At 68.9% G+C, this 18234-nt stretch carries 12 protein-coding genes and 3 pseudogenes; 5 read left to right on the top strand and 10 right to left on the bottom strand.

The window, feature by feature from the left end; genetic code table 11:
- Nucleotides 1-8: 8 nt before the first annotated feature.
- The 5 genes and pseudogenes from LRS10_RS00555 to LRS10_RS24745 all read right to left on the bottom strand — a co-directional run.
- The gene (locus LRS10_RS00555) at nt 9-473 is read right to left on the bottom strand and encodes a VOC family protein (RefSeq protein WP_257835543.1); all 465 of its coding nucleotides are present in this window, start codon (nt 471-473) and stop codon (nt 9-11) included.
- Entirely contained in the window at nt 470-1552 is a 1083-nt protein-coding gene (locus LRS10_RS00550) for a hypothetical protein (protein ID WP_257835542.1), read from the bottom strand. The genes LRS10_RS00555 and LRS10_RS00550 overlap by 4 nt, the downstream gene beginning before the upstream one ends.
- The gene (locus LRS10_RS00545; protein ID WP_257835541.1) at nt 1485-3065 is read right to left on the bottom strand and encodes a DUF1552 domain-containing protein; all 1581 of its coding nucleotides are present in this window, start codon (nt 3063-3065) and stop codon (nt 1485-1487) included. The genes LRS10_RS00550 and LRS10_RS00545 overlap by 68 nt, the downstream gene beginning before the upstream one ends.
- Before the next feature lie 36 nt (nt 3066-3101).
- Nucleotides 3102-3401, bottom strand: coding sequence for a DUF1585 domain-containing protein (locus tag LRS10_RS00540; protein ID WP_257835540.1), 300 nt, complete (start codon nt 3399-3401; stop codon nt 3102-3104).
- Between the two features lie 100 nt (nt 3402-3501).
- Nucleotides 3502-4794, bottom strand: a pseudogene (locus LRS10_RS24745) (DUF1592 domain-containing protein); the annotation flags it as partial.
- A 358-nt stretch (nt 4795-5152) separates the two neighbouring features.
- On the opposite strand from LRS10_RS24745, the gene LRS10_RS00530 reads away from it, so the two are divergent.
- Complete coding sequence (locus LRS10_RS00530; RefSeq protein WP_257835538.1) at nt 5153-5326, top strand: cytochrome c family protein; 174 nt, start codon at nt 5153-5155, stop codon at nt 5324-5326.
- A 158-nt stretch (nt 5327-5484) separates the two neighbouring features.
- Here the strand turns inward: LRS10_RS00530 and fdhD are convergent, their stop codons facing one another.
- Nucleotides 5485-6288 carry a formate dehydrogenase accessory sulfurtransferase FdhD gene (gene fdhD / locus LRS10_RS00525; RefSeq protein WP_257835537.1) on the bottom strand — a complete coding sequence of 268 codons (804 nt, stop codon included), beginning with the start codon at nt 6286-6288 and terminating at the stop codon, nt 5485-5487.
- A 112-nt stretch (nt 6289-6400) separates the two neighbouring features.
- On the opposite strand from fdhD, the gene LRS10_RS00520 reads away from it, so the two are divergent.
- Nucleotides 6401-8809: an FdhF/YdeP family oxidoreductase gene (locus LRS10_RS00520; protein ID WP_257835536.1), complete on the top strand. Its 2409-nt coding sequence runs from the start codon at nt 6401-6403 to the stop codon at nt 8807-8809.
- On the opposite strand, the gene LRS10_RS00515 is transcribed toward LRS10_RS00520, so the two are convergent.
- The 4 genes and pseudogenes from LRS10_RS00515 to LRS10_RS00500 all read right to left on the bottom strand — a co-directional run bounded on the left by LRS10_RS00515 (nt 8806) and on the right by LRS10_RS00500 (nt 14689).
- Complete coding sequence (locus LRS10_RS00515; protein ID WP_257835535.1) at nt 8806-9945, bottom strand: AI-2E family transporter; 1140 nt, start codon at nt 9943-9945, stop codon at nt 8806-8808. The genes LRS10_RS00520 and LRS10_RS00515 overlap by 4 nt on opposite strands.
- A 158-nt stretch (nt 9946-10103) precedes the next feature.
- Nucleotides 10104-12296, bottom strand: coding sequence for an HAD-IC family P-type ATPase (locus LRS10_RS00510; RefSeq protein ID WP_374570853.1), 2193 nt, complete (start codon nt 12294-12296; stop codon nt 10104-10106).
- Nucleotides 12297-12332: 36 nt separating this feature from the next.
- Nucleotides 12333-13766: pseudogene (locus LRS10_RS24740) on the bottom strand (cation-translocating P-type ATPase); the annotation flags it as partial.
- Nucleotides 13767-13777: 11 nt separating this feature from the next.
- Entirely contained in the window at nt 13778-14689 is a 912-nt protein-coding gene (locus tag LRS10_RS00500) for a universal stress protein (protein WP_257835534.1), read from the bottom strand.
- Nucleotides 14690-14838: 149 nt separating this feature from the next.
- Between LRS10_RS00500 and LRS10_RS00495 the strand changes: the two are divergent.
- The 3 genes and pseudogenes from LRS10_RS00495 to LRS10_RS00485 form a co-directional block, all read left to right on the top strand.
- Nucleotides 14839-15252 (top strand): annotated as a pseudogene (locus tag LRS10_RS00495) (sodium:calcium antiporter); the annotation flags it as partial.
- Nucleotides 15253-15424: 172 nt separating this feature from the next.
- The gene (locus tag LRS10_RS00490; protein ID WP_257835533.1) at nt 15425-15811 is read left to right on the top strand and encodes a sodium:calcium antiporter; all 387 of its coding nucleotides are present in this window, start codon (nt 15425-15427) and stop codon (nt 15809-15811) included.
- Between the two features lie 12 nt (nt 15812-15823).
- Nucleotides 15824-18178, top strand: a complete 2355-nt coding sequence (locus tag LRS10_RS00485; RefSeq protein ID WP_257835532.1) for a xylulose 5-phosphate 3-epimerase — start codon at nt 15824-15826, stop codon at nt 18176-18178.
- Nucleotides 18179-18234: the final 56 nt, after the last annotated feature.

Below are 18234 nucleotides of genomic sequence, written 5' to 3'. Positions count from 1 at the left end.
AGAGGGGCCTAGCGGGTCGCGGGTCGCTGATAGAGCTCTATGGCGTAGCCGTCCGGGTCGCGGACGACATTGGTCCCGTCGACGATCCGCGCCGGCTTGTAGCCCGCCGCAGCCGCGCGCTCCGCAAGACCACGGGCGTTCGGCGCCACGACGATGACCCGGCCGAACCCCGTCGCGCCCGCCGGGACCTGGCCCTGCCGGATCACCACCAGAGTGTCGGCGCGAACGTCGCCCGAGAGTCCCAGGAGGTATTCCTGAGCCGGGCCCTGGGCGGGAACCCTGGCTGCGACCTTGAAGCCAAGGACCTCGGTGTAGAACTGTCTGGAGCGCTCCAGATCGGACACGACCAGGCCGACGCCGGACATGCGCGTGAGCTTCAGAGGCTCGGGAAGGGCCGGGAGGCCCTCGGCCCAGGCGGCCGTCGGCGGCAGGAGGAGGGCGGCGGCGGCCCAGAGGACGCGCAGCAGGTTCATGGCGCGCCTCCGGCCCCGCTTCCGGTTCTGGACGCCGGCGGCAGCAGGGCGCTTTCCGGCTGCGACTCCGCCTTGGCGCCCTTGGCGACGACGATGCCATCCACGACGTTGAAGGGCGCGCGGTCGGCCATCTGCGTCTCGCCGGACTTCGCCAGCGCCTTGTAGGAGGTCGCCGTCGCGAGCCGCGTCGCGTCGGGAGACACCACGAACGCCGGGATCGCGTCGAGGCGGTAGGCGAAGGAGATGTGGGTCTTCTCGCCCTTGGCTCCGGCCGGACTGTAGTCGGCGTTGCGGCGGAGCGCGTAGTAGACGTCCGGCAGCTTCACCCAGGTCAGCGCCTCGATCACCGGTCCGCGGGCGCGGACGTAGCCGTCGTAGACGGGCCGCCACGGCCGGTAGCCGCCGATGTAGCCGGAGAGGCCGCCGTCCGGTTTCAGCGTCAGGTCGATCCGGGCCTTGAGCAGCTGCAGTTCGCGCGCGGCGCCTGCATCGCGCATCCAGACCTCGTCCATTGCGCGCGTCGAGACGATGCGGCCGTTGACGCTCTTCGCCTTGAAGATCGCCTCCAGCTTCGGATCGGGTCGGATGCGGAAGGTATAGTCCGCCGCGACGTCGCCCATCGCATCTTTCACCAGCTTGTCCGCGCTCGGATAGAAGCCGACGGTGACGTCGCTGTCGTTCCGCGGATCCTTTCCGCGACCTTCGACGACGACCACCACGGTCCAGGCGCCGTCGCGCATGGCGTCGTTGTTGGACAGCGCACCGCTCGAGAGCCGCGGGGGGCCGCGGAAGGTCTTCCAGCAGCCGAGCGCCTTGTAGAACATGTTGTCGACGCCGCGGGCGCCGGTGGGGCTGACGAAACCTGTCCGGGAGTCGCCGTCGAGATCCAGACCCTCGGCCACGTCGCCGCTGACGCCTACGAGTCCCCCGTCGGGTGTGGACGTGGGGTTGATGTAGACATTGGCGCGGCCCTCGCCGCGGAACGCCATCTGGTTCTGGCCATGGATGGGACTACGCGTGGGGTTGGCCGGATCGCGCAGCCAGAGCGCCTGCTCGCGAGTGTAGCCGGCGTCGGTCATCACCTTGATCCAATCCGGCTCCGGATTGGTCCCGGCGGGACAGTCGGTTCCCGGTTCGGTCGTGCCGCTTTTGCCCCCCGTAGTACATGGCGGGCTCGTACCATTCGACGACGAAGGTCCGGCTCCAGCCGGCCAGGGCCGACGTCGGCGCTGCGAGAACAAGGCCGGCCAGAAGGGTCAGGCGGAGCGTGCGGGCGCGGCTCATGCCATCAGCTCCGTGATCGGCCGGGCTGTGCGCATGCCGCCGACCCCGAACTCCCCGACCGCCACGCCGGCAAGCTGCTGGGCGGTGAGCGACACCCGCGTGACGGCCTCGCCCTTTCCGGCGATGTGCTGGCCGGCCTTGTGACGCCCGCCGGGCGCCGCCGGCGAGGAAGATCGGGATGTTCTCGATGGAATGGATCTTGGCGTAGCCGGTGTCGCTGAAGGCCATCACCAGGCTGCGGTCGAGCAGGGTTCCGTCGCCTTCGCGGATGGCGTCCAGTTCGGCCAGGAAGTCGCCGAGGCCCTGCATGACCAGTCCGGCGAGCTTGCTGGTCTCCACCTGGTAGCCCAGCCGGGTGTCGGTGGGCTCGTCGTGGGTGATCTGGTGATAGATCTTCGTCTCGCCAGGCACATAGGTCTCCGACGCGCCCGGCGTGTGGACGAAGTTGAAGACCTTCGACTGATTGCACGCGAGCGCCATCGCCAGCAGCTTGGCCATGGTCTTGGTGTTGGCGTTGACGACATCGATGGACGCGCCCTTCACCGGCGCCTTCGGGGCGTCGGGCACGACGCAGGACTCGCATTTCTCGGGCCGCTCGAGGCCGAGGGCGAGCTGCTGTTCCATCTCGCGCACCGAGGTGAAGTACTGGTCGAGCTTGACCTGGTCGGCCCGGCCCGCGTCGGCCAGGAGGGCCTGGCGCTGTTCGGTTACGGAGGACAGTACGCTCTGCTGCAGCAGGATCGACGGATCGGGCTTCCAGTCCGACCGGTTCGGATCCTGGAAGCCGGGGCCGAACAGGCGAGTGTAGAGTTCGAGTGGCGTCGTGTCGGGGGTCGCGAACGCCGAGCCCGTCCGCGTCGAATAGCTCACGACCTTGCCGGAGGCCGAGGCGTCGAGGACCCGGAAGCGCACACCGCCGCCGATGGCGTCGGCGATCCGTGTGTCGAAGGAGGGGGCGTCCATCCGGTTGGTCACGGAGGGGGCGAGGCCCGACAGGATGGCGGCGTGCCCCGTCCAGTGGACGATGTTGGGTCGGCCGTCCCCGATGACGCGGAAGCCGGACAGAACCGACACCTTGTCCTTGACCGGCCGCAGCGCCTCCAGTTCCGGTGTGATCTCGTAGCCGCCGCCGATGGTCTTGGGCACCCAGCGCGTTCCGCCGGCGGGCGTGTCGGTGAGCCCCAAGCCCCAGAAGTACGTTCCGAAGCGCACGGGCAGGCGAGCGCCGTCGGCCCAGGCCTGGCCGTGGCCGTCCAGGAAGATGTCGAGGGCCGGAAGCCCGAGGGTGACCGCACCGCCGCCAAGCATGCCGCGCAGCGAGGGAGCGCCGGTTGAAGCGCTGGCTCATGGATTTCCTCCCGTCGCGCCGGTCAGGGCCGCAGCCACCCTTGCGGCGGGCCGCGCCCGCGCCGGCAATTTCACCTTGAAGAACTCGGGGCTGGCGGCGACGCGCACCATCATCTCGGGCACGCGGTACCCGTCTTTGGCGAAGGCCTCGGTCTGGTCGGCCAGATAGTCCTCGTCGCGTTCGTCGGGCGCCTTGCCCACGCCGTAGGCGTAGACGTTGCGCACCAGGCAGGCCGGGATCTTCCGCTCCTGCTTGAGGTAAGCGCCGACGCCTTGGGCCGGTGAAGCGGAACCCATTGAGGTCGGCGCTGACGTCGATGGGCTGCCCGTTCTCGAGCGTGCGCCTCTGCCCGATGCCGTCGAAGTGCTCGAGGGCCAGGCCGACCGGGTCGCTGACGCGATGGCAGGCGGCGCAGCCTTCGTTCTCCATGTGGGCGAGCAGGCGGGTCCGGACCGTACCGTTCTCCAGCGCCTGAACCTTCGAGAAGTCCACGTCGGCCGGGGGATCCGGCGTCGGCTCGCACATGAAGATCTCGTGCAGCTTGACGCCGCGCCGCGTCGGCGACGAGGCCGCGGGGTGCGCGAACAGCGACAGGAATGTCACCTCGGTGAGGATGCCGGACCGTTCCGCTTCCTTCGGGAAGGTGAAGGGCGTCCAGTCCGCCGTCGAGGTGAAGGGCACCTGGTAGACCGCCGCAAGGTGGCGGTTGATGTAGGTGGAATTGGTTGTGAAGAGCTCGCGATAGTCGCGCTTCTGCCTGATCAGCAGTTCGACCGTCGTCCGCAGGGTCTGTTCGCGGGCGCTGTCGGCGAGCGCCTGGCTGAACTTCGGATAGGCTTTCGCGTCCTTCGTCAGACCGTCGAAATGGTCCAGCTGCAGCATGTCGGCGAAGAACGCGCGGGCGCCGTCGTGCAGGCGCGGCGATGCGGCCAGACGGGTGACTTGCCGATTCAAGCCGTCGACGGTGTGCAGTTCGCCGGACGCGGCGGCGCGGCGCAGCTCTGCGTCAGGCGGAGCGTCCCAGAACAGGAAGGAGAGACGAGAGGCCTTGCTGTAGCCGTCGAGGCGCGGCTGACCGTCGTTGGCCGGATCCGTTTCGGCGCGCTCCATGCGGAACAGGAACTCGGGCGCAACCAGCAGGCTCTTCAGGGCGAGGGCGACTCCGCCGTAGAAGTCGGCGGTGCGCTCGGCGCCGAGCGTCGCCGTTCGGACCCGAGGGGCGAGCTCGGCCTCCGTCAGGGGGCGGCGGAAGAGCTGCTCGCCGACATGGGCGATGATCTGCCGGGCGCACGCCTCGTCCGGCGCCTTGTCGGACACCGGCCTGCAGTCGGCCAGCCGTGCGCGGCGCTCTGGCGCCACAGCCTGGGCGGCGATGTCGTCCGCAAGGCGGAAGTACTGTTCGAACCCGGACGAGGTGATCGACAGCTGGCCGCCGCCCACGGCCAGCAGGCCGCCCTCGCGACGTTCGGGCTCAAAGCGACCTTCAATCCCAACGTCCGCACCAAAAGCGTCAGCTATCGCATGGCGGTACTGGCTTTCCGTCAGGCGGCGGACGGCGACGATCGCAGTGGCGGCGGCGTCGCTGGACCGGCCCGCCTGCGCCCAGGCCGTATGGGCGGCGAAACCGCTGACCCCCGTCAACAGCCCAATGGCGAGGGCGGAGCCCGTGACGGCTCTGAACCTGGACATGGACACCCTCCCAACCGGCTGACGTCGGCTCTGCGGCCTTCCCGTCACTTAATCGATAATTGCACCAATAAACAATTCCGCTAAGGTTCGCTACCCAGGCGGAGGTGAATAATGAAGTGCGTGCGACGGCGGCGGATGGCGGTGATCGCGATCCTGGGCGGGGTGGCGGCGGCGGTCGGCGGGAGCGAGCGGGCCGCCTGGGCCGAACCCCAACGGGCCGGCGACGAGGAAGCAGGGGCTGAACTCTATGCCGCGCAGTGCCGGGGATGCCACACCGTCTCGATCGCCCCCCACTCTGCGGGGCGTGGCCGATCGACCCATCGCGAGCGTCTCGGGATTTGGCGGCTACAGCGAAGGCTTGAAGGCCAAGTCGAGCGAGGCCTGGACGGTAGAGAACCTCGAGGCCTTCCTCGCGGCGCCGACGACGTTTGCGCCGGGCACGCGCATGGTGATGGCGGTTCCGGATCCACAAGCCCGGGCGGACCTGATCGCCTATATCCGAACGCTGCCCCCGGCGCGTGAAGCGCGTTGACGCCGCAAGCCTAGCAGTCCGTCCAAGCACGGACGTCCAAATCCATCCGAGCGTCCTCGAAGCTGACGCCCTCATGTCCGCTTGGCGCGGGAGAAAGCCTGCGGGCGCAGCGCTGCCTCGACCTTACGGCGGCCGCCCAGCCTGCGAGCGAGCTCGGATCAGCCTTGTGCAAAGCTCACGCGACGCGGATGGGTGAAGACCTCCAGCCCGTCTTCGCGCACGATGCCGACGAGGGTGATGCCCGCCTCGTCCGCAAGGCGCACGGCGAGCGCGGTGGGCGCAGACACGGCGCAGATGACGGGGGTTCCAAGGACCGCGGCCTTCTGGACCAGCTCCACCGAGATCCGGCTGGTCAGGAGCAGGAGCTGCCGCCGCGGTTCGCCAGCCCGGACCGCTGCGCCCACGAGCTTGTCGAGCGCATTGTGGCGGCCGACATCCTCTCGTGCGAGGACGATGTTCCCCTCGGCCCAAAGGGCGGCGGCATGAACGGCGCGCGTGGCCGCTCCCAAAGGCTGTTGCGCGGCAAGGGCCCCCATGGCCCTGACGATCTGCTCGGCGGAAACCCGGACGTCCGTCGAGACGGTCGGCGGAGCCTTGACCGCCTCCGACAGGCTCTCCAGACCGCAGAGGCCGCATCCGGTGGGACCCACGAGGCGTCGCCGCCGGGCCGCGAGCTCCGCGGAGCGGCGCGACGTCAGCCAGAGCCGCACCTCGACGCCGGAAGGCTGTTCGACGACATCCATGGCCCGGATCTCTGAGAGGGAGGCGATCGCGCCTTCTGTCAGGCTGAAGCCGACCGCGAAGTCTTCAAGGTCGGTGGGCGTGGCCATCATCACCGCCGCGGTCGAGCCGTCGTGCGAGATGGCGATCGGCGTCTCCTCGGCCGTTTCGCGGACCCCCTCTTCGGCCTGGCCGAGGCGCCAGCCCCAGCGGGGCAGAGGGGTCGAAGCGGTGAGCGTCATGAGGTGAGGCCCCCGGCCGACAGCGATCCCATCTAACGCTCAAGCCGTGCGCTCCGATGCATCGCAGCGCACGGCGGCGCGTTCCGAAAGGGGGCAGCCTCGAGGAATGCGAATGGCGAAATCCCGGAAGGGGCGGATCAAGCCCTACAAGGGCCCGGCCGGCGGCTACGGATCGGCCTTCTCGGTCGAGGACATCCTGGTCCGCGAAGGTCTCCAGGTGGACGGGCCACCGCTTCTGCTGAAGCAGAACAAGGCTGACGGCTTCATGTGCGTGAGCTGCGCCTGGGGCAAGCCGGCCGCGGCGCATCCGCTCGAGGTCTGCGAGAACGGGGTCAAGGCCACAGCGTGGGAGGTCACCCGCCATCGCGCCGACCAGGACTTCTTCCGCCAACATACGCTCACCGAACTCGAAGCGTGGCCCGATCACGACCTCGAGGCAGCGGGCCGCCTGACCCAACCGATGCGCTGGGACGCCGAAACCGACCGCTACGTCCCGGTGGAGTGGGAGGCGGCGTTCGCCGAGATCGGGCGCGAGCTGCAGGCGCTTGCCGACGAGCCGGACCAGGCCGTCTTCTACGCGAGCGGACGCGCCAGTCTCGAGGCCTCATACCTCTGGCAGCTCTTCGCCCGCCTGTACGGCACCAACAATCTGCCGGACAGTTCCAACATGTGCCACGAGAGCACGTCCGTCGCCCTGCCTGAGAGCCTCGGCGTTTCGGTCGGCACGGTGTCGCTACAGGACTTCGAGCAGGCGGACCTGCTGCTGTACATCGGGCACAATCCGGGCACGTCCTCGCCCCGGATCCTTCACCAGCTGCAGGCGGCCGCCGAGCGGGGCGCGCGGATCATCGGCGTCAATCCGCTCCGGGAGCGGGGCCTCGAACGGTTCAAGAATCCGCAGCGGCCCGGCCAGATGCTGACCTGGCGCGAAACCGAGATCGCCGACGAGATCCTGCAGGTCCGCAACGGCGGCGACATCGCCCTGCTGACCGGCGTCTGCAAGGCGCTCATCGCGTGGGACGATGCGCTGGCGGCGCAGGGTGAAGCGGGTGCGACCGATCGGGACGCCCTGCTCGTGGCGACCGACAGCGACGCCGGGTACTCGGTGAAGGCGGCGGCGGCCGCCGCGCGCAGCCGACGGATGCTGGATCACGACTTCATCGCGGCCCACACCCAGGGCTTCGAGGCTTTCGCCGCCTATTGCCGCAACGCCAGCTGGCCCGAAATCGAGCGCGTCTCTGGCCTGGAACGGCCAGCCATCGAGGACCTGGCCAAGCTCTACTCCGAAGCCGAGGCGGTGATGGCCATCTACGGCATGGGCCTCACGCAGCACGTCGCCGGCGTGGAGAACGTGCAGATGCTGGTCAATCTGCTCCTGCTGCGAGGCAATGTCGGCAAGCCCGGGGCCGGCATCTGCGCCGTGCGCGGCCACTCGAACGTGCAGGGGCAGCGCACGGTCGGGATCACGGAGAAGCCGGAGCTCGCGCCTCTCGACCAGCTCAAGGCGCAGTATGGCTTCGAGCCGCCGCGACACGAGGGCCTGACGACGGTGACGGCCTGCGAGAAGATGATCACCGGCGAGGTGAAGGCGTTCATCGCCCTGGGCGGCAACTTCCCTCGCGCGGCGCCGGATCATACGCGTGTGGAGGCGGCCTGGCGCCGGCTCCGCCTGACCGTGGGGATCGCCACCAAGCTTAACCGGAGCCATGTCATCCACGGCCAGGTGGCCTATCTGTTGCCGTGCCTTGGCCGGATAGAGATCGACGAACAGGCTGGCGGGCCCCAGGCCGTGTCCATGGAAAGCAGCCTGGCTCACTTCCACGGCTCGCGAGGCCAGGTGAAGCCGGCCAGTCCCCACCTCAGGTCGGAGCCGGCGATCATCGCCGGCCTCGCGAAGGCGACGCTCCCGCCGAACCCAAAGGTCACATGGGACGCGTGGATCGCGGACTATTCGAAGATCCGAGCGCGGATCGAGGCGACCTGGCCTGCGACCTTCAAGGGCTTGAACGCCAGGATGTTCGACCCGGGCGGTCTCCCGCGGCCTCTCGGCGCCCGCGAGCGCAAGTGGGCGACACGGAGCGGCAAGGCGAACTTCATCACGCCCACACAGATGTTCGCGGGCGACGTCGCGAGCTTCGGGCGCCCGGACGTGCTGCAGCTCGTCACCTTCCGCAGCAACGGACAGTTCAACACCACGGTCTATAGCGACGTGGACCGGTTCCGCGGCGTGCGGGGGACCCGGACCGTCGTGTTCATGAACCCCGCTGACATGACGCGGCACGGGCTCGGAGCCGACGATCTCGTGGATCTCAGCACCGCCATCGAGGATGGCGTGACGCGAGTGATCCGCGGATACCGTGTGGTGCCCTACGACATCCCGGAGGGCTGCCTGGGCGCCTACTTCCCCGAGGCGAACCCGCTCATTCCCCTTCAGCACCACGACAAGAAGGCGCATACGCCGGCCTACAAGGCCACGCCGGTGCGGGTGACGCGGTCGGGCGCGGCGCACGCCGCGTCCTAGACCCGGCGCCAGGTGACCCGGGGCGGAGATAAGCGCGCCTCTCGCATGGCCGACGCCGCCTGGTCGGGAGGAATCAAGGAGCGCCGTCGGCTGGAGGAGGGAGCTCGCCCGGCGCCACGGCGGCCGGATCGTGAAGCACGTCCTGGCGGTAGAGCATGGTCACGGCCGTGTAGAGCACCAGCGTCAGCGGTGTGGCGAACAGCACGCCAAGGGGGCCGAACAGGGTTCCGAGCCCGACGACGGCGAAGATGCCCAGCACCACCGGCAGGGCGGCCACGTTTCTCTGGACGAGGGGTGTGGATCAGGTTCGCCTCAAGCTGAGAGACGCCGACGTACAACAGCACCGTCAGCCAGAGCATCTGCGAGCCGCCGGTCGCCGCCACCAGCAAGGCCGGAACCGCAGAGGCGATGGGGCCGACGATCGGCACGAACTGGGCCAGGCCGGTGAAGAGCCCCAGCGCCAGCGGCGCCGGAACCCCGATCAGGGCGAGCCCGATCGTCGTCACGGTCCCGACCAGCACCATCGAGATGAGCTGTGCGCGCAGCCAGCCCTTCAGCGCGCGTCCGCTTGCGTCCATCACCTCCCGAAGGCGCGGGCGGGCGGAGAGCGGCGCGAGCGCGAGTACGCCCTCGCGCGCCTTCTGGGGCTGCGTAGCGAGGAACACCCCCGCGACCAGAACCAGCACGAGCGTCGTGAGCGCAGAGGCCGCCTCCATGGCGATGCGGGGCGCGATCGCAAGCGCCCGACCGGCGCTCGAGGCGAGGCTCTGCGCCTGCTCCACCAGCCAGCCGGACGCGGGCGAGGAGGCCAACCGCGTCTGGAAGGCGTCCCAAGCCGCCGGCAGCCTTTCCGCCAACTGCTGGATCTGGATCTCGATCTCGCGACCGAAGAGGAAGCCGATCAGCGTGAGGAGGGCGATGATGATCAGCACGGATGCGGCCACCGCCAGGCCGTTCCTCAGCCTTGCCCGACGGACGAGCGGATCCGCCAGCGCGCGGATGACGACCGCCACCACGACCGAACCGAACACCAGCATCCAGAGGCTTGAAAGGCGCAGCAGGCCCTGGGCGAGCAGGTACACGCCCACGAGCATCACCGCCGCCATGAACAGCCTGCCGTTCGTCCACCGTTCCAAGCATCGCCTCCTGCCTCTTGGCGAGAAGGCGCAGGCGGCGGTTCGGTTTCGCAACTCACGGCCACGCCGTTGCGGGACGTCCGCGGCCTCCCGGGAGGCCGCGCCCCCGAGCCCCGACACGTCTTTGCCCCACACCCGCCTCTCGGTCGGGCGTTGGCTCAGGGCGCAGGCACGGCCCGAGCAGGCGGAACTCCCGACGAGGGAGCGAGAAAGACGTCGCGATCCGCCGCCGCGAGGATACTCGTGGCGACGCTGCCGAGCAGAACCGTTTCCAGGTCACTGCGACCGCCCGCGCCGATGACGATGAGGTCTGCGCGAACGCGCCGCGCGATCGCCCGGACCACCACCGCAGCGTTGACGTCGATAGGTTCGACGAGTTGCTGGTCCGCGGAGATGCCATGCCGGTCGAGGAAGGCGCGCAGCGCCTCGCGAGAACGGCTTGCTTCTTCGGCCATGTAAGCGGCGAAATCCGCGCGAGGCGTCGGCGTCCGCCGCATCAGGCCCACGGCGGGCGCCGGGAAGGCGTAGAGCGCCGCAAGGCGGCTGCGGTCCAGGAGGCCGAGCCCGCGCGCCGCCGCCGCTGCGTCGGCGGAGCCCTGCGACAGGTCGGTCGCGAACAGTGCTCGACGGTAGACGCCGCTCGGAACGCCCGCCGCCACCAGAACAGGCGCCCGGCCGCCCTTGGCCGATCGTCCCGCCGTCGTGCCGAGGAACAGATTACGCACGGCGTTCGCGCGCGGCGGCCCGCTGACGATCAGATCGGCTCCCACGTTGGCGCCGAGGTGGGCGATGGTTTCCGGAGCGCGACCGGCGATGATGCGTATCTCACAGGCCACCCCGTCCACGGATCTGATCGTCTTGGCGAGCGCCGTCAGCGAAGCCTCGGTCTCGCGGCCGGCCTCGGCCGTGGCGGCCTCGTCGGCGGCGTGGGCGAGCAAGATCCCCGCGCCTGACGTCTTCGCGAGCAGCGTGGCTCTCCGGAGGGCCCGGTCAGCTCCCGGCGAGAAGTCGTAAGCCACGAGAATCCGCTTCAAGCCGAAGCCTCCTCGCACCCCCTGGTCGTCCTTGTTCGCCGTCGCCCGCGCCAGCTGAGGCGAAGCGCCGGTGGCGCGCAAGGCCGGGCGTATCTGCTTCTCGGCTTCGATCACTGCGAAGAAGACGACGCCGACAGTGACGATGATGACACCATCAAGCAGCGGCACCGCGCGCGTGCCGAACACCTGCTGAAGCGGCGGAAGGTAGGTCACAAGGAACTGCGCCGAAGTGACCGCGACGACGCATGCCCAGACGACCGGCGTGCCCTTCGCCGCCTTCCAAGTCAGAGATGCGCCGTGGATGTTGCGGATGAAGAACAGATGGAAGATCTCGAGCACCACGAGCGTATTCACGGCCATGGTGCGGGCGAGCTCGGGCGCATAGCCCTTGTCCACCGCATACGAATAGATGCCGAAGACCGCCGCGAGGAACAGGCTGGAGACGAGGACCACATGCCAGAGGAGACCGCTGGTCAGCAGCGGCTCGCTGCGCGGACGCGGCGATCGCTTCATTGTGTTCGCTTCGGTCGGCTCGAAGGCGAGCGCCAGCCCAAGGGTCACGGCGGTTACGAGATTGACCCACAAGATCTGGATGGCCGTGATTGGCAGGGAAAGGCCCGCCAACAGCGCGACGATGATCGTCAGCGCCTCCCCGGCGTTCGTGGGCAGGGTCCAGCTGATTACCTTCTTGAGGTTGTCGTAGACGGTCCGGCCCTCGCGCACCGCAGCGACGATAGAAGCGAAATTGTCATCAGCGAGAACGATCTCGGCGGCTTCCTTGGCCGCCTCACTGCCCTTCTGGCCCATCGCGACGCCGGCATCCGCTCGCTTCAGGGCAGGGGCGTCGTTAACGCCGTCGCCCGTCATGGCGACGATCAGCCCGCGAGATTGCAGCGCCGCCACCAGCCGCAACTTGTGTTCGGGACTGGTGCGGGCGAACACATCGACGTCGATGGCAGCGGCGGCAAGCGCCACATCGTCCAGCTTGTCCAGGTCGGCTCCCGTGAGAACCCTGCCCGGGTTCTGCAGGCCGATCTGGCGCGCGATCGCGGCTGCGGTGCCGGCATGATCGCCAGTGATCATCTTCACGCGAATGCCGGCGGCATGGCATTCCGTCACGGCCGCCACCGCTTCGGATCGCGGCGGATCGATGAGACCGACCAGGCCGACGAACGTCATCCGGCCATCGAAGTCGTGCGGGCGGAGCTCCGTGCAGCCCTCAGGAGCAGCTCCGTACGCAAGGCCGATGACCCGCTGCCCTTCGGCCGCGATCTCGTCGATCTTCGCCGTCCAATAGAGGGTGTCGAGCGGCTCCACCCCCCCGTCCGACCTCTGCTGAGCGGAGCACATGGCCAGGATCCGCTCCGGCGCGCCCTTGGCGTGGATCTGGACGCCTCCGTGCGGGTCGCGATCGAGGGTGGCCATGTAACGGTGCGCGGCGTCGAACGGGATGACGTCCAAGCGGCGCCACGCGCCACATGCGCTCGATGTCTGACCACCGATCTTCCCCGCCAGCGCCTTCAGGGCGCCCTCCATGGGGTCGCCTTCCACGAGCCATTCGCCGCCTGAATTCCGCAGGGCCGCGTCATTGCAAAGGGCGGCGACGCGGGCCGCGATCTCCAGCCGTTCGAGATCCACCTCGCCGGGCTCCGCCTCCCTGAGGCGAATGTCGCCGTTCGGCGCGTATCCTTGGCCGGATACGGAATAGGTGCGGCAGCCGCTCGCCAGCGTCGCCACCATCATCTCGTTCCGGGTGAGCGTGCCGGTCTTGTCCGTGCAGATCACCGAGACGGAACCGAGGGTTTCTATGGCCGGCAGGCGGCGGACGATGGCGTTGCGGCGCGCCATCGCCTTGACCCCGACGGCCAAGGTTATGGTGAGGACAGCCGGGAGACCCTCTGGGATGGCCGCGACAGAGAGCCCGACGACAATCATGAAGAGCTCGGCGAAGTCCTCATGGCCGACGAAGTAGCCATAGACGAGCAGGCTGCCGGCCATCAGCAGGATCAGGACCGTCAGCCAGCGCGCGAACCGATCCATCTGTCGGACGAGCGGCGTGGTCAGGGTCTCGACCTGCGCGAGCAAACGGCTGATGCGGCCGATCTCGGTGCTTCCACCGGTCGCCACGGCGACGCCGCGCGCTGTTCCCGCGGTCACCAGCGTTCCGCTGAACGCCATGCTGGACCGGTCGCCGATCGCCGCGTCGGAGACGACGGGACGGACAGCCTTGTCGACAGGGGCCGACTCGCCCGTGAGGACCGCTTCCTCGACCCGCAGGCCGTTCGCAGCGAGAAGGCGCAGATCGGCCGGAACCTTCTCGCCTGCCTCGAGCAGGACGATATCGCCCGGTACGACCAGCGCGCTGTCGATGCTTACGCGCTGGGCCTCGCGGATGACGGCGCACTTCGGCGCCAGCATCTGGCGGATGGCATCCATGGCCTTTTCCGCCCGTCCCTCCTGGACGAAGCCGATGATCGCATTGGCGAGGACAACCGCGAGGATCACGCCCGTGTCGATCAGATGGCCCAGGGCGGCGGTGACGACTGCGGAGCCTAGCAACACGTAGATCAGCAGATGGTGGAACTGCGCGAGGAAGCGCCTCGTCGCTGACCGTTCCCTTGCGGTGGGCAGTTCGTTTCGGCCGTGGATTCTCAGCCGCGCGGCGACTTCGGCCGCGGTAAGACCTTCAGCGCGGCTCTCGAGCCGCTCCAGCGCCGTCGCGGCTTCTATCGAATGCCAGGCAGAGGGGCTCGAGGTCGGCGTTTCGTCACGGGCGGTCGGTCCCATGGGTGACGCGCTCACGTCGTCTGTCGGCGCTGCACGGCCCGCGGCTCGCGAATGAGCAGCACATCTCCCGGTGCGAACGCGAGGATGCGCTTCGCCGTGCCGCCCAGCCGCCTGCCGAAAACGCCGCCGTATCCGTGCGTTCCCACCACCACGAGGTCCACGCCCCTGTCGAGCATGTAGCGGCGTACCAGAGCCTCGGGGGACCCGTGGTCGACGAGAACCTTAACGCGCGCTCGCGCTTCCCACGTCAGCTGGGAGCGCTCCATGAACGCTTCGCAGGCCCGTTGCTCCTGCGCACGCCATTGATCCCGGAAGTCGCTCTTGTCGAGGAGGCCAGCGAACGGCGCTTCGCAGGCATGGAGAACGGTGACAGGCGCATTGGGAAAGAACCGGTCCGCAGCCGTCAGCGCGTTCTGGGAGGGCTCGGAAAAGTCGGCCGCGACCAGGATTTCCCCGTAGTGCTCGACGCGCGCCTTCACCACGAGGAGCGGAACGGGCGTCAGCCGTGCGAGCCGTTCAACGGTCGAGCCAAGGAAGTAGCGTCCAAACGTCTCGTCCCTGGCGACACCGGTCACGATCAGTTCCGCGCCCACCTCTTCTGCGATCGCATCGATGGCGGACGCCGGCTCGCCTTCCACGACCCGCACATCCGCGTCCTGGACGATACGACCGAACTCCCGCCGAATGCGCGCGACGGCCAGGGCTTCCGGCCCCGCGTCCCGCCGCCAGCTCGGCGCCTCGTAGGGCTCGCGGCGCAAGGCCTCTTGCACATCGGGCTCTATCGCGGTCAGGACCACCAGCCGCGCCTGCCAGGCTTTGGCCAGTTGCACCGCGCGATCAGTGGCCCTGTCGCAGCGGGCGCTCAGGTCCGTCGCCAGCAGGATGGTTCTCGGCGGGCCGCCGGCCCATGCGGGAGTTGTCAACCTACTGGCTCCTCGACTGGTCTCGTGAATCCCAGCGAAGCAAGGCGACGGATCTCCCGCCTTGATATGTCACAATGAAACAGGCCCGGCCGAACGGCCAAGATCGGATGGTCACCCCGTAGACCGAAGGTTTGCCTCCATTGCCGTCCGTGTTGGCGCTGTGCTTCGCAGGGTTGGCGACCCTGATCCTCGGCGCCGATCTCATCACGCGCGGCGGCGCGGGGCTGGCGGCCCGGCTCGGGTTGCCGCCGATTGTGGTGGGCCTGACGGTGGCCGCCATCGGCACCAGCACGCCTGAGCTCGCCGTTGCGATCCAGGCGTCGGCGCAAGGCGACGGCGCACTGGCCATCGGCAACGTCGCAGGCGCCAACATCATCAACCTGCTGCTGGTGTTGGGACTGAGCGCGATCCTGCTGCCGATCCCGCTTCGCCTGCAGACGATCCGAGTGGAATTGCCGGTCGCCGTCTTCGCCACGCTCATCCTCGTCGGACTGGCGGTCGACGGCCGCCTGACCCGGATGGAGGGCGGGCTGCTTCTTGCCGGCGCCGTCGCCTACACGGTGCTCGTCGTCTGGCTCGCGCTCGGGGAAAGCCGCGCCGCCAAGCTTGCGTTCACGGCAGAGTTCACGCCGCCTGTCGAAAGAGGCCGCGATGCGCTGCGGGGAGCCGCCTGGGAGCTCGCGCTCCTCGCCGCCGGCATCGCCATCATCCTGGTGGGGGCGGAGTGGTTCGTGAATGGCGCAGTCGGACTCGCGCGCCTCTGGGGGGGTCTCCGAGGCCTTCATCGGCGTTACGATCGTGGCCCTCGGCACCACCTCGCCCGAGCTGGCGACAACCATCATCTCCGTCGCGAAGAAGCAGCGGGACATCGGCTTGGGGAACCTGCTTGGCAGTTGCACCTACAACGTCCTCCTGGTCGTAGGCGCGGGGGCCTTGGCCGCCAACGGCGGTATCCTGATCCCGCCTGAGTTCCTCGGCTTCGACCTGCCGGTCATGGCGCTTGCGGTGCTCGCCTGCGCACCGCTGTTCATGTCAGGCCGTCGTCTCGACCGGTTCGAGGGTTGCGTCCTCGTCGCCGGCTACGTCGCATTCCTGAGCTACCTGATTGCAAGCCGCACCTGAGAGGAAGCCGTCATGACGTTCGAGGATTGGGCCAAGGGATACGGCGTCATCCGCCATGCACCGGAAACGCAGGCGCGCGTGCTGAGCCTCGCGCAGAGCCTGGTGTCGGCGGGACTGGCGGCCGGCGAACACGAGGTCTTCGCCGCGCTCGCGGCGGCGGACCGTCTGACCAGCGCCGTCATGTGGACTGTCGCCCACATGACGTACGCCCAACGCGTCGACCTTTCAGGGGCGCCGCTGCCCGCCCAAGCCTTCAAGGCGGTCCCGGAGGGCCACACGGGAGGCGCCTTGAACGTCGCGCCCGCCTATGTGGGTTACCTTGCGGCGAACGTCCTTACGTCGACGACCCGCGGCTGGATCCTAGGCCAGGGCCATTGCGTCGCCGCGATTGAGGCCGCCAACGCGCTGATCGACAATCTCTCGCCGGCGCAGCAAGGCCGGTATGGCCCGGATGAAGAGGGCCTCAGCCGGCTTTGCGCCGACTTCTACAGCTACGCGATCGACCGCCACGGGCGGCCGAGCGCGCCCCTGGGCAGTCACGTGAACCCCCATACCGCTGGCGGCATATCCGAGGGCGGCTATCTCGGGTTCGCGGAGGTACAGTACGTCCATATGCCGCTGCCGGGCGAGCGGCTCGTCGCCATCCTGAGCGATGGCGCCTTCGAGGAGCAGCGGGGGAGCGACTGGTCGGAACGGTGGTGGCGCGCCGAAGACTGCGGGCTGGTCGCTCCGATGATGGTGCTGAACGGACGTCGCATCGAGCAACGCACAGAAGTCGCTCAGGACGGCGGCGCCGCGTGGCTCAGCCGGCATCTGGAAATCAACGGCTTCGACCCGATCACGATCGATGGTCGGGATCCTGCTGCCTACGCCTGGGCCATCCTTGAAGCGGAGTCGCGCCTCAGCCTCGCCGGTGCAGAACGCGTCGCGGGTCGCGCTCACTATCCCGTCCGACTTCCCTTTGTCATCGCCTCGACCGTAAAGGGCTATGGCTTCCCGGGCGCGGGTACGAACGCCGCTCACAACCTCCCGCTCGGCGCGCTCCCCAGCACCGACGAGTCCGCGCGGGCGGCTTTCAACGCTGCGGCCGCCGTGTTGCATGTTCCCCCTCGACTGCTCGCCGAGGCGCGCGAGGCGTTCACCCGGCACGCGGAGTCCGGTCGTCCGAAGGAGCGCGACCACCCCCTGGCGCATCGGAACCCGCCGCCGCCAGCCCTCCCGGCCTCACGGGCGCCGTCGGATGGAGCGGCCTCGGCCATGGCGGCGATGGACGCGTGGTTCGTGGATTTCGTGCACGCCAATCCCAATCACCGCTTCCGGGTGGGCAACCCGGACGAGCTCAGCAGCAATCAGATGGGACGAACGCTCGAGCTCCTCAAGCATCGCGTGAACCGTCCGGAACCCGGCTCGCCGGAGGCGGTCACCGGGGCAGTCATCACCGCGTTGAACGAGGAGGCCGTGATCGGGGCTGCGCTCGGCAACAAGGGCGGTCTGAACCTCGCCGTCTCCTACGAGGCGTTCGCTGTGAAGATGCTGGGCGCGCTGCGCCAGGACATCATCTTCGCGCGGCAGCAGGTCGAGGCCGGCGGGCCGCCGCAATGGATCGGCATGCCGCTCGTGGTGACCTCCCACACCTGGGAAAACGGCAAGAACCAGCAATCCCATCAGGACCCCACGATCGGTGAAGCCTTGCTCGGCGAGATGTCAGACGTCTCCCGGGTGCTGTTCCCCGTGGACGCCGCGACGGCCGTCGAGGCGCTCCGAACGATCTACGCCGACCGCGGGGTTGTCGCCTGCATCGTGGCGTCGAAGCGGCCCACGCCGTGCGTGTTTCAGCCTGAAACGGCCCGCGCGGCCATGGATTGCGGGGCGGCCGAGGTGGAGGCAGACCGCGACCCCGAGCTGCAGCTTGTCGCCGTCGGCGCGTACCAGCTCGTGGAGGCGCGTCGCGCCGCCGCGCGGCTGAGGGCGAGGGGCCTGCGGACCAACGTCGCGTGCATTCTCGAGCCGGGCCGCCTCCGCGCGCCACGAGACGACTACGAAGCGAGCGTCGTGATGGCGGACCCTGAGGTGATGTCGCTATTCCCTCGAGACCTCCCGCGGGTGCTCGTCAGCCATACCCGACCGGAGCCGCTGCTTGGCGTGCTACGCCGCATCGACGGCGGGCCATCCCGGCTGCGGGCGCACGGCTACATCAGCCGGGGCGGGACCCTCGACGCCGCCGGGATGCTCTTCGCCAACCGGTGCACGTGGGCGCACCTCGTCGGCTCTGCGGCGGAGTTGTTGGCCGTGCCGCTTGAGGAGTTCCTGGTCGCCGAAGAGCGAGAAGCCGTGCTTGGCCGAGGCGATCCAGTCGCGCTCCGCTAGCGGCTCCCGACGACGTCGTCCGGGCCTCCGGACGAGTACTTAGGTGCGCGCCCCGA

The sequence above is a fragment of the Phenylobacterium sp. J426 genome (assembly GCF_024699945.1).
GTDB lineage: Bacteria > Pseudomonadota > Alphaproteobacteria > Caulobacterales > Caulobacteraceae > Phenylobacterium.
This window is presented reverse-complemented; position numbering and strand designations above follow the sequence as displayed.

Coding starts and splice junctions, on each gene's coding strand:
- LRS10_RS00485 (WP_257835532.1), top strand. CDS start 15,824: ATGACGTTCGAGGATTGGGCCAAGGGATACGGCGTCATCCGCCATGCA.
- LRS10_RS00550 (WP_257835542.1), bottom strand. CDS start 1,552: ATGACCGACGCCGGCTACACTCGCGAGCAGGCGCTCTGGCTGCGCGAT.
- LRS10_RS00555 (WP_257835543.1), bottom strand. CDS start 473: ATGAACCTGCTGCGCGTCCTCTGGGCCGCCGCCGCCCTCCTCCTGCCG.
- fdhD (WP_257835537.1), bottom strand. CDS start 6,288: ATGACGCTCACCGCTTCGACCCCTCTGCCCCGCTGGGGCTGGCGCCTC.
- LRS10_RS00490 (WP_257835533.1), top strand. CDS start 15,425: ATGGCGCAGTCGGACTCGCGCGCCTCTGGGGGGGTCTCCGAGGCCTTC.
- LRS10_RS00545 (WP_257835541.1), bottom strand. CDS start 3,065: ATGCTTGGCGGCGGTGCGGTCACCCTCGGGCTTCCGGCCCTCGACATC.
- LRS10_RS00520 (WP_257835536.1), top strand. CDS start 6,401: ATGGCGAAATCCCGGAAGGGGCGGATCAAGCCCTACAAGGGCCCGGCC.
- LRS10_RS00540 (WP_257835540.1), bottom strand. CDS start 3,401: ATGGGTTCCGCTTCACCGGCCCAAGGCGTCGGCGCTTACCTCAAGCAG.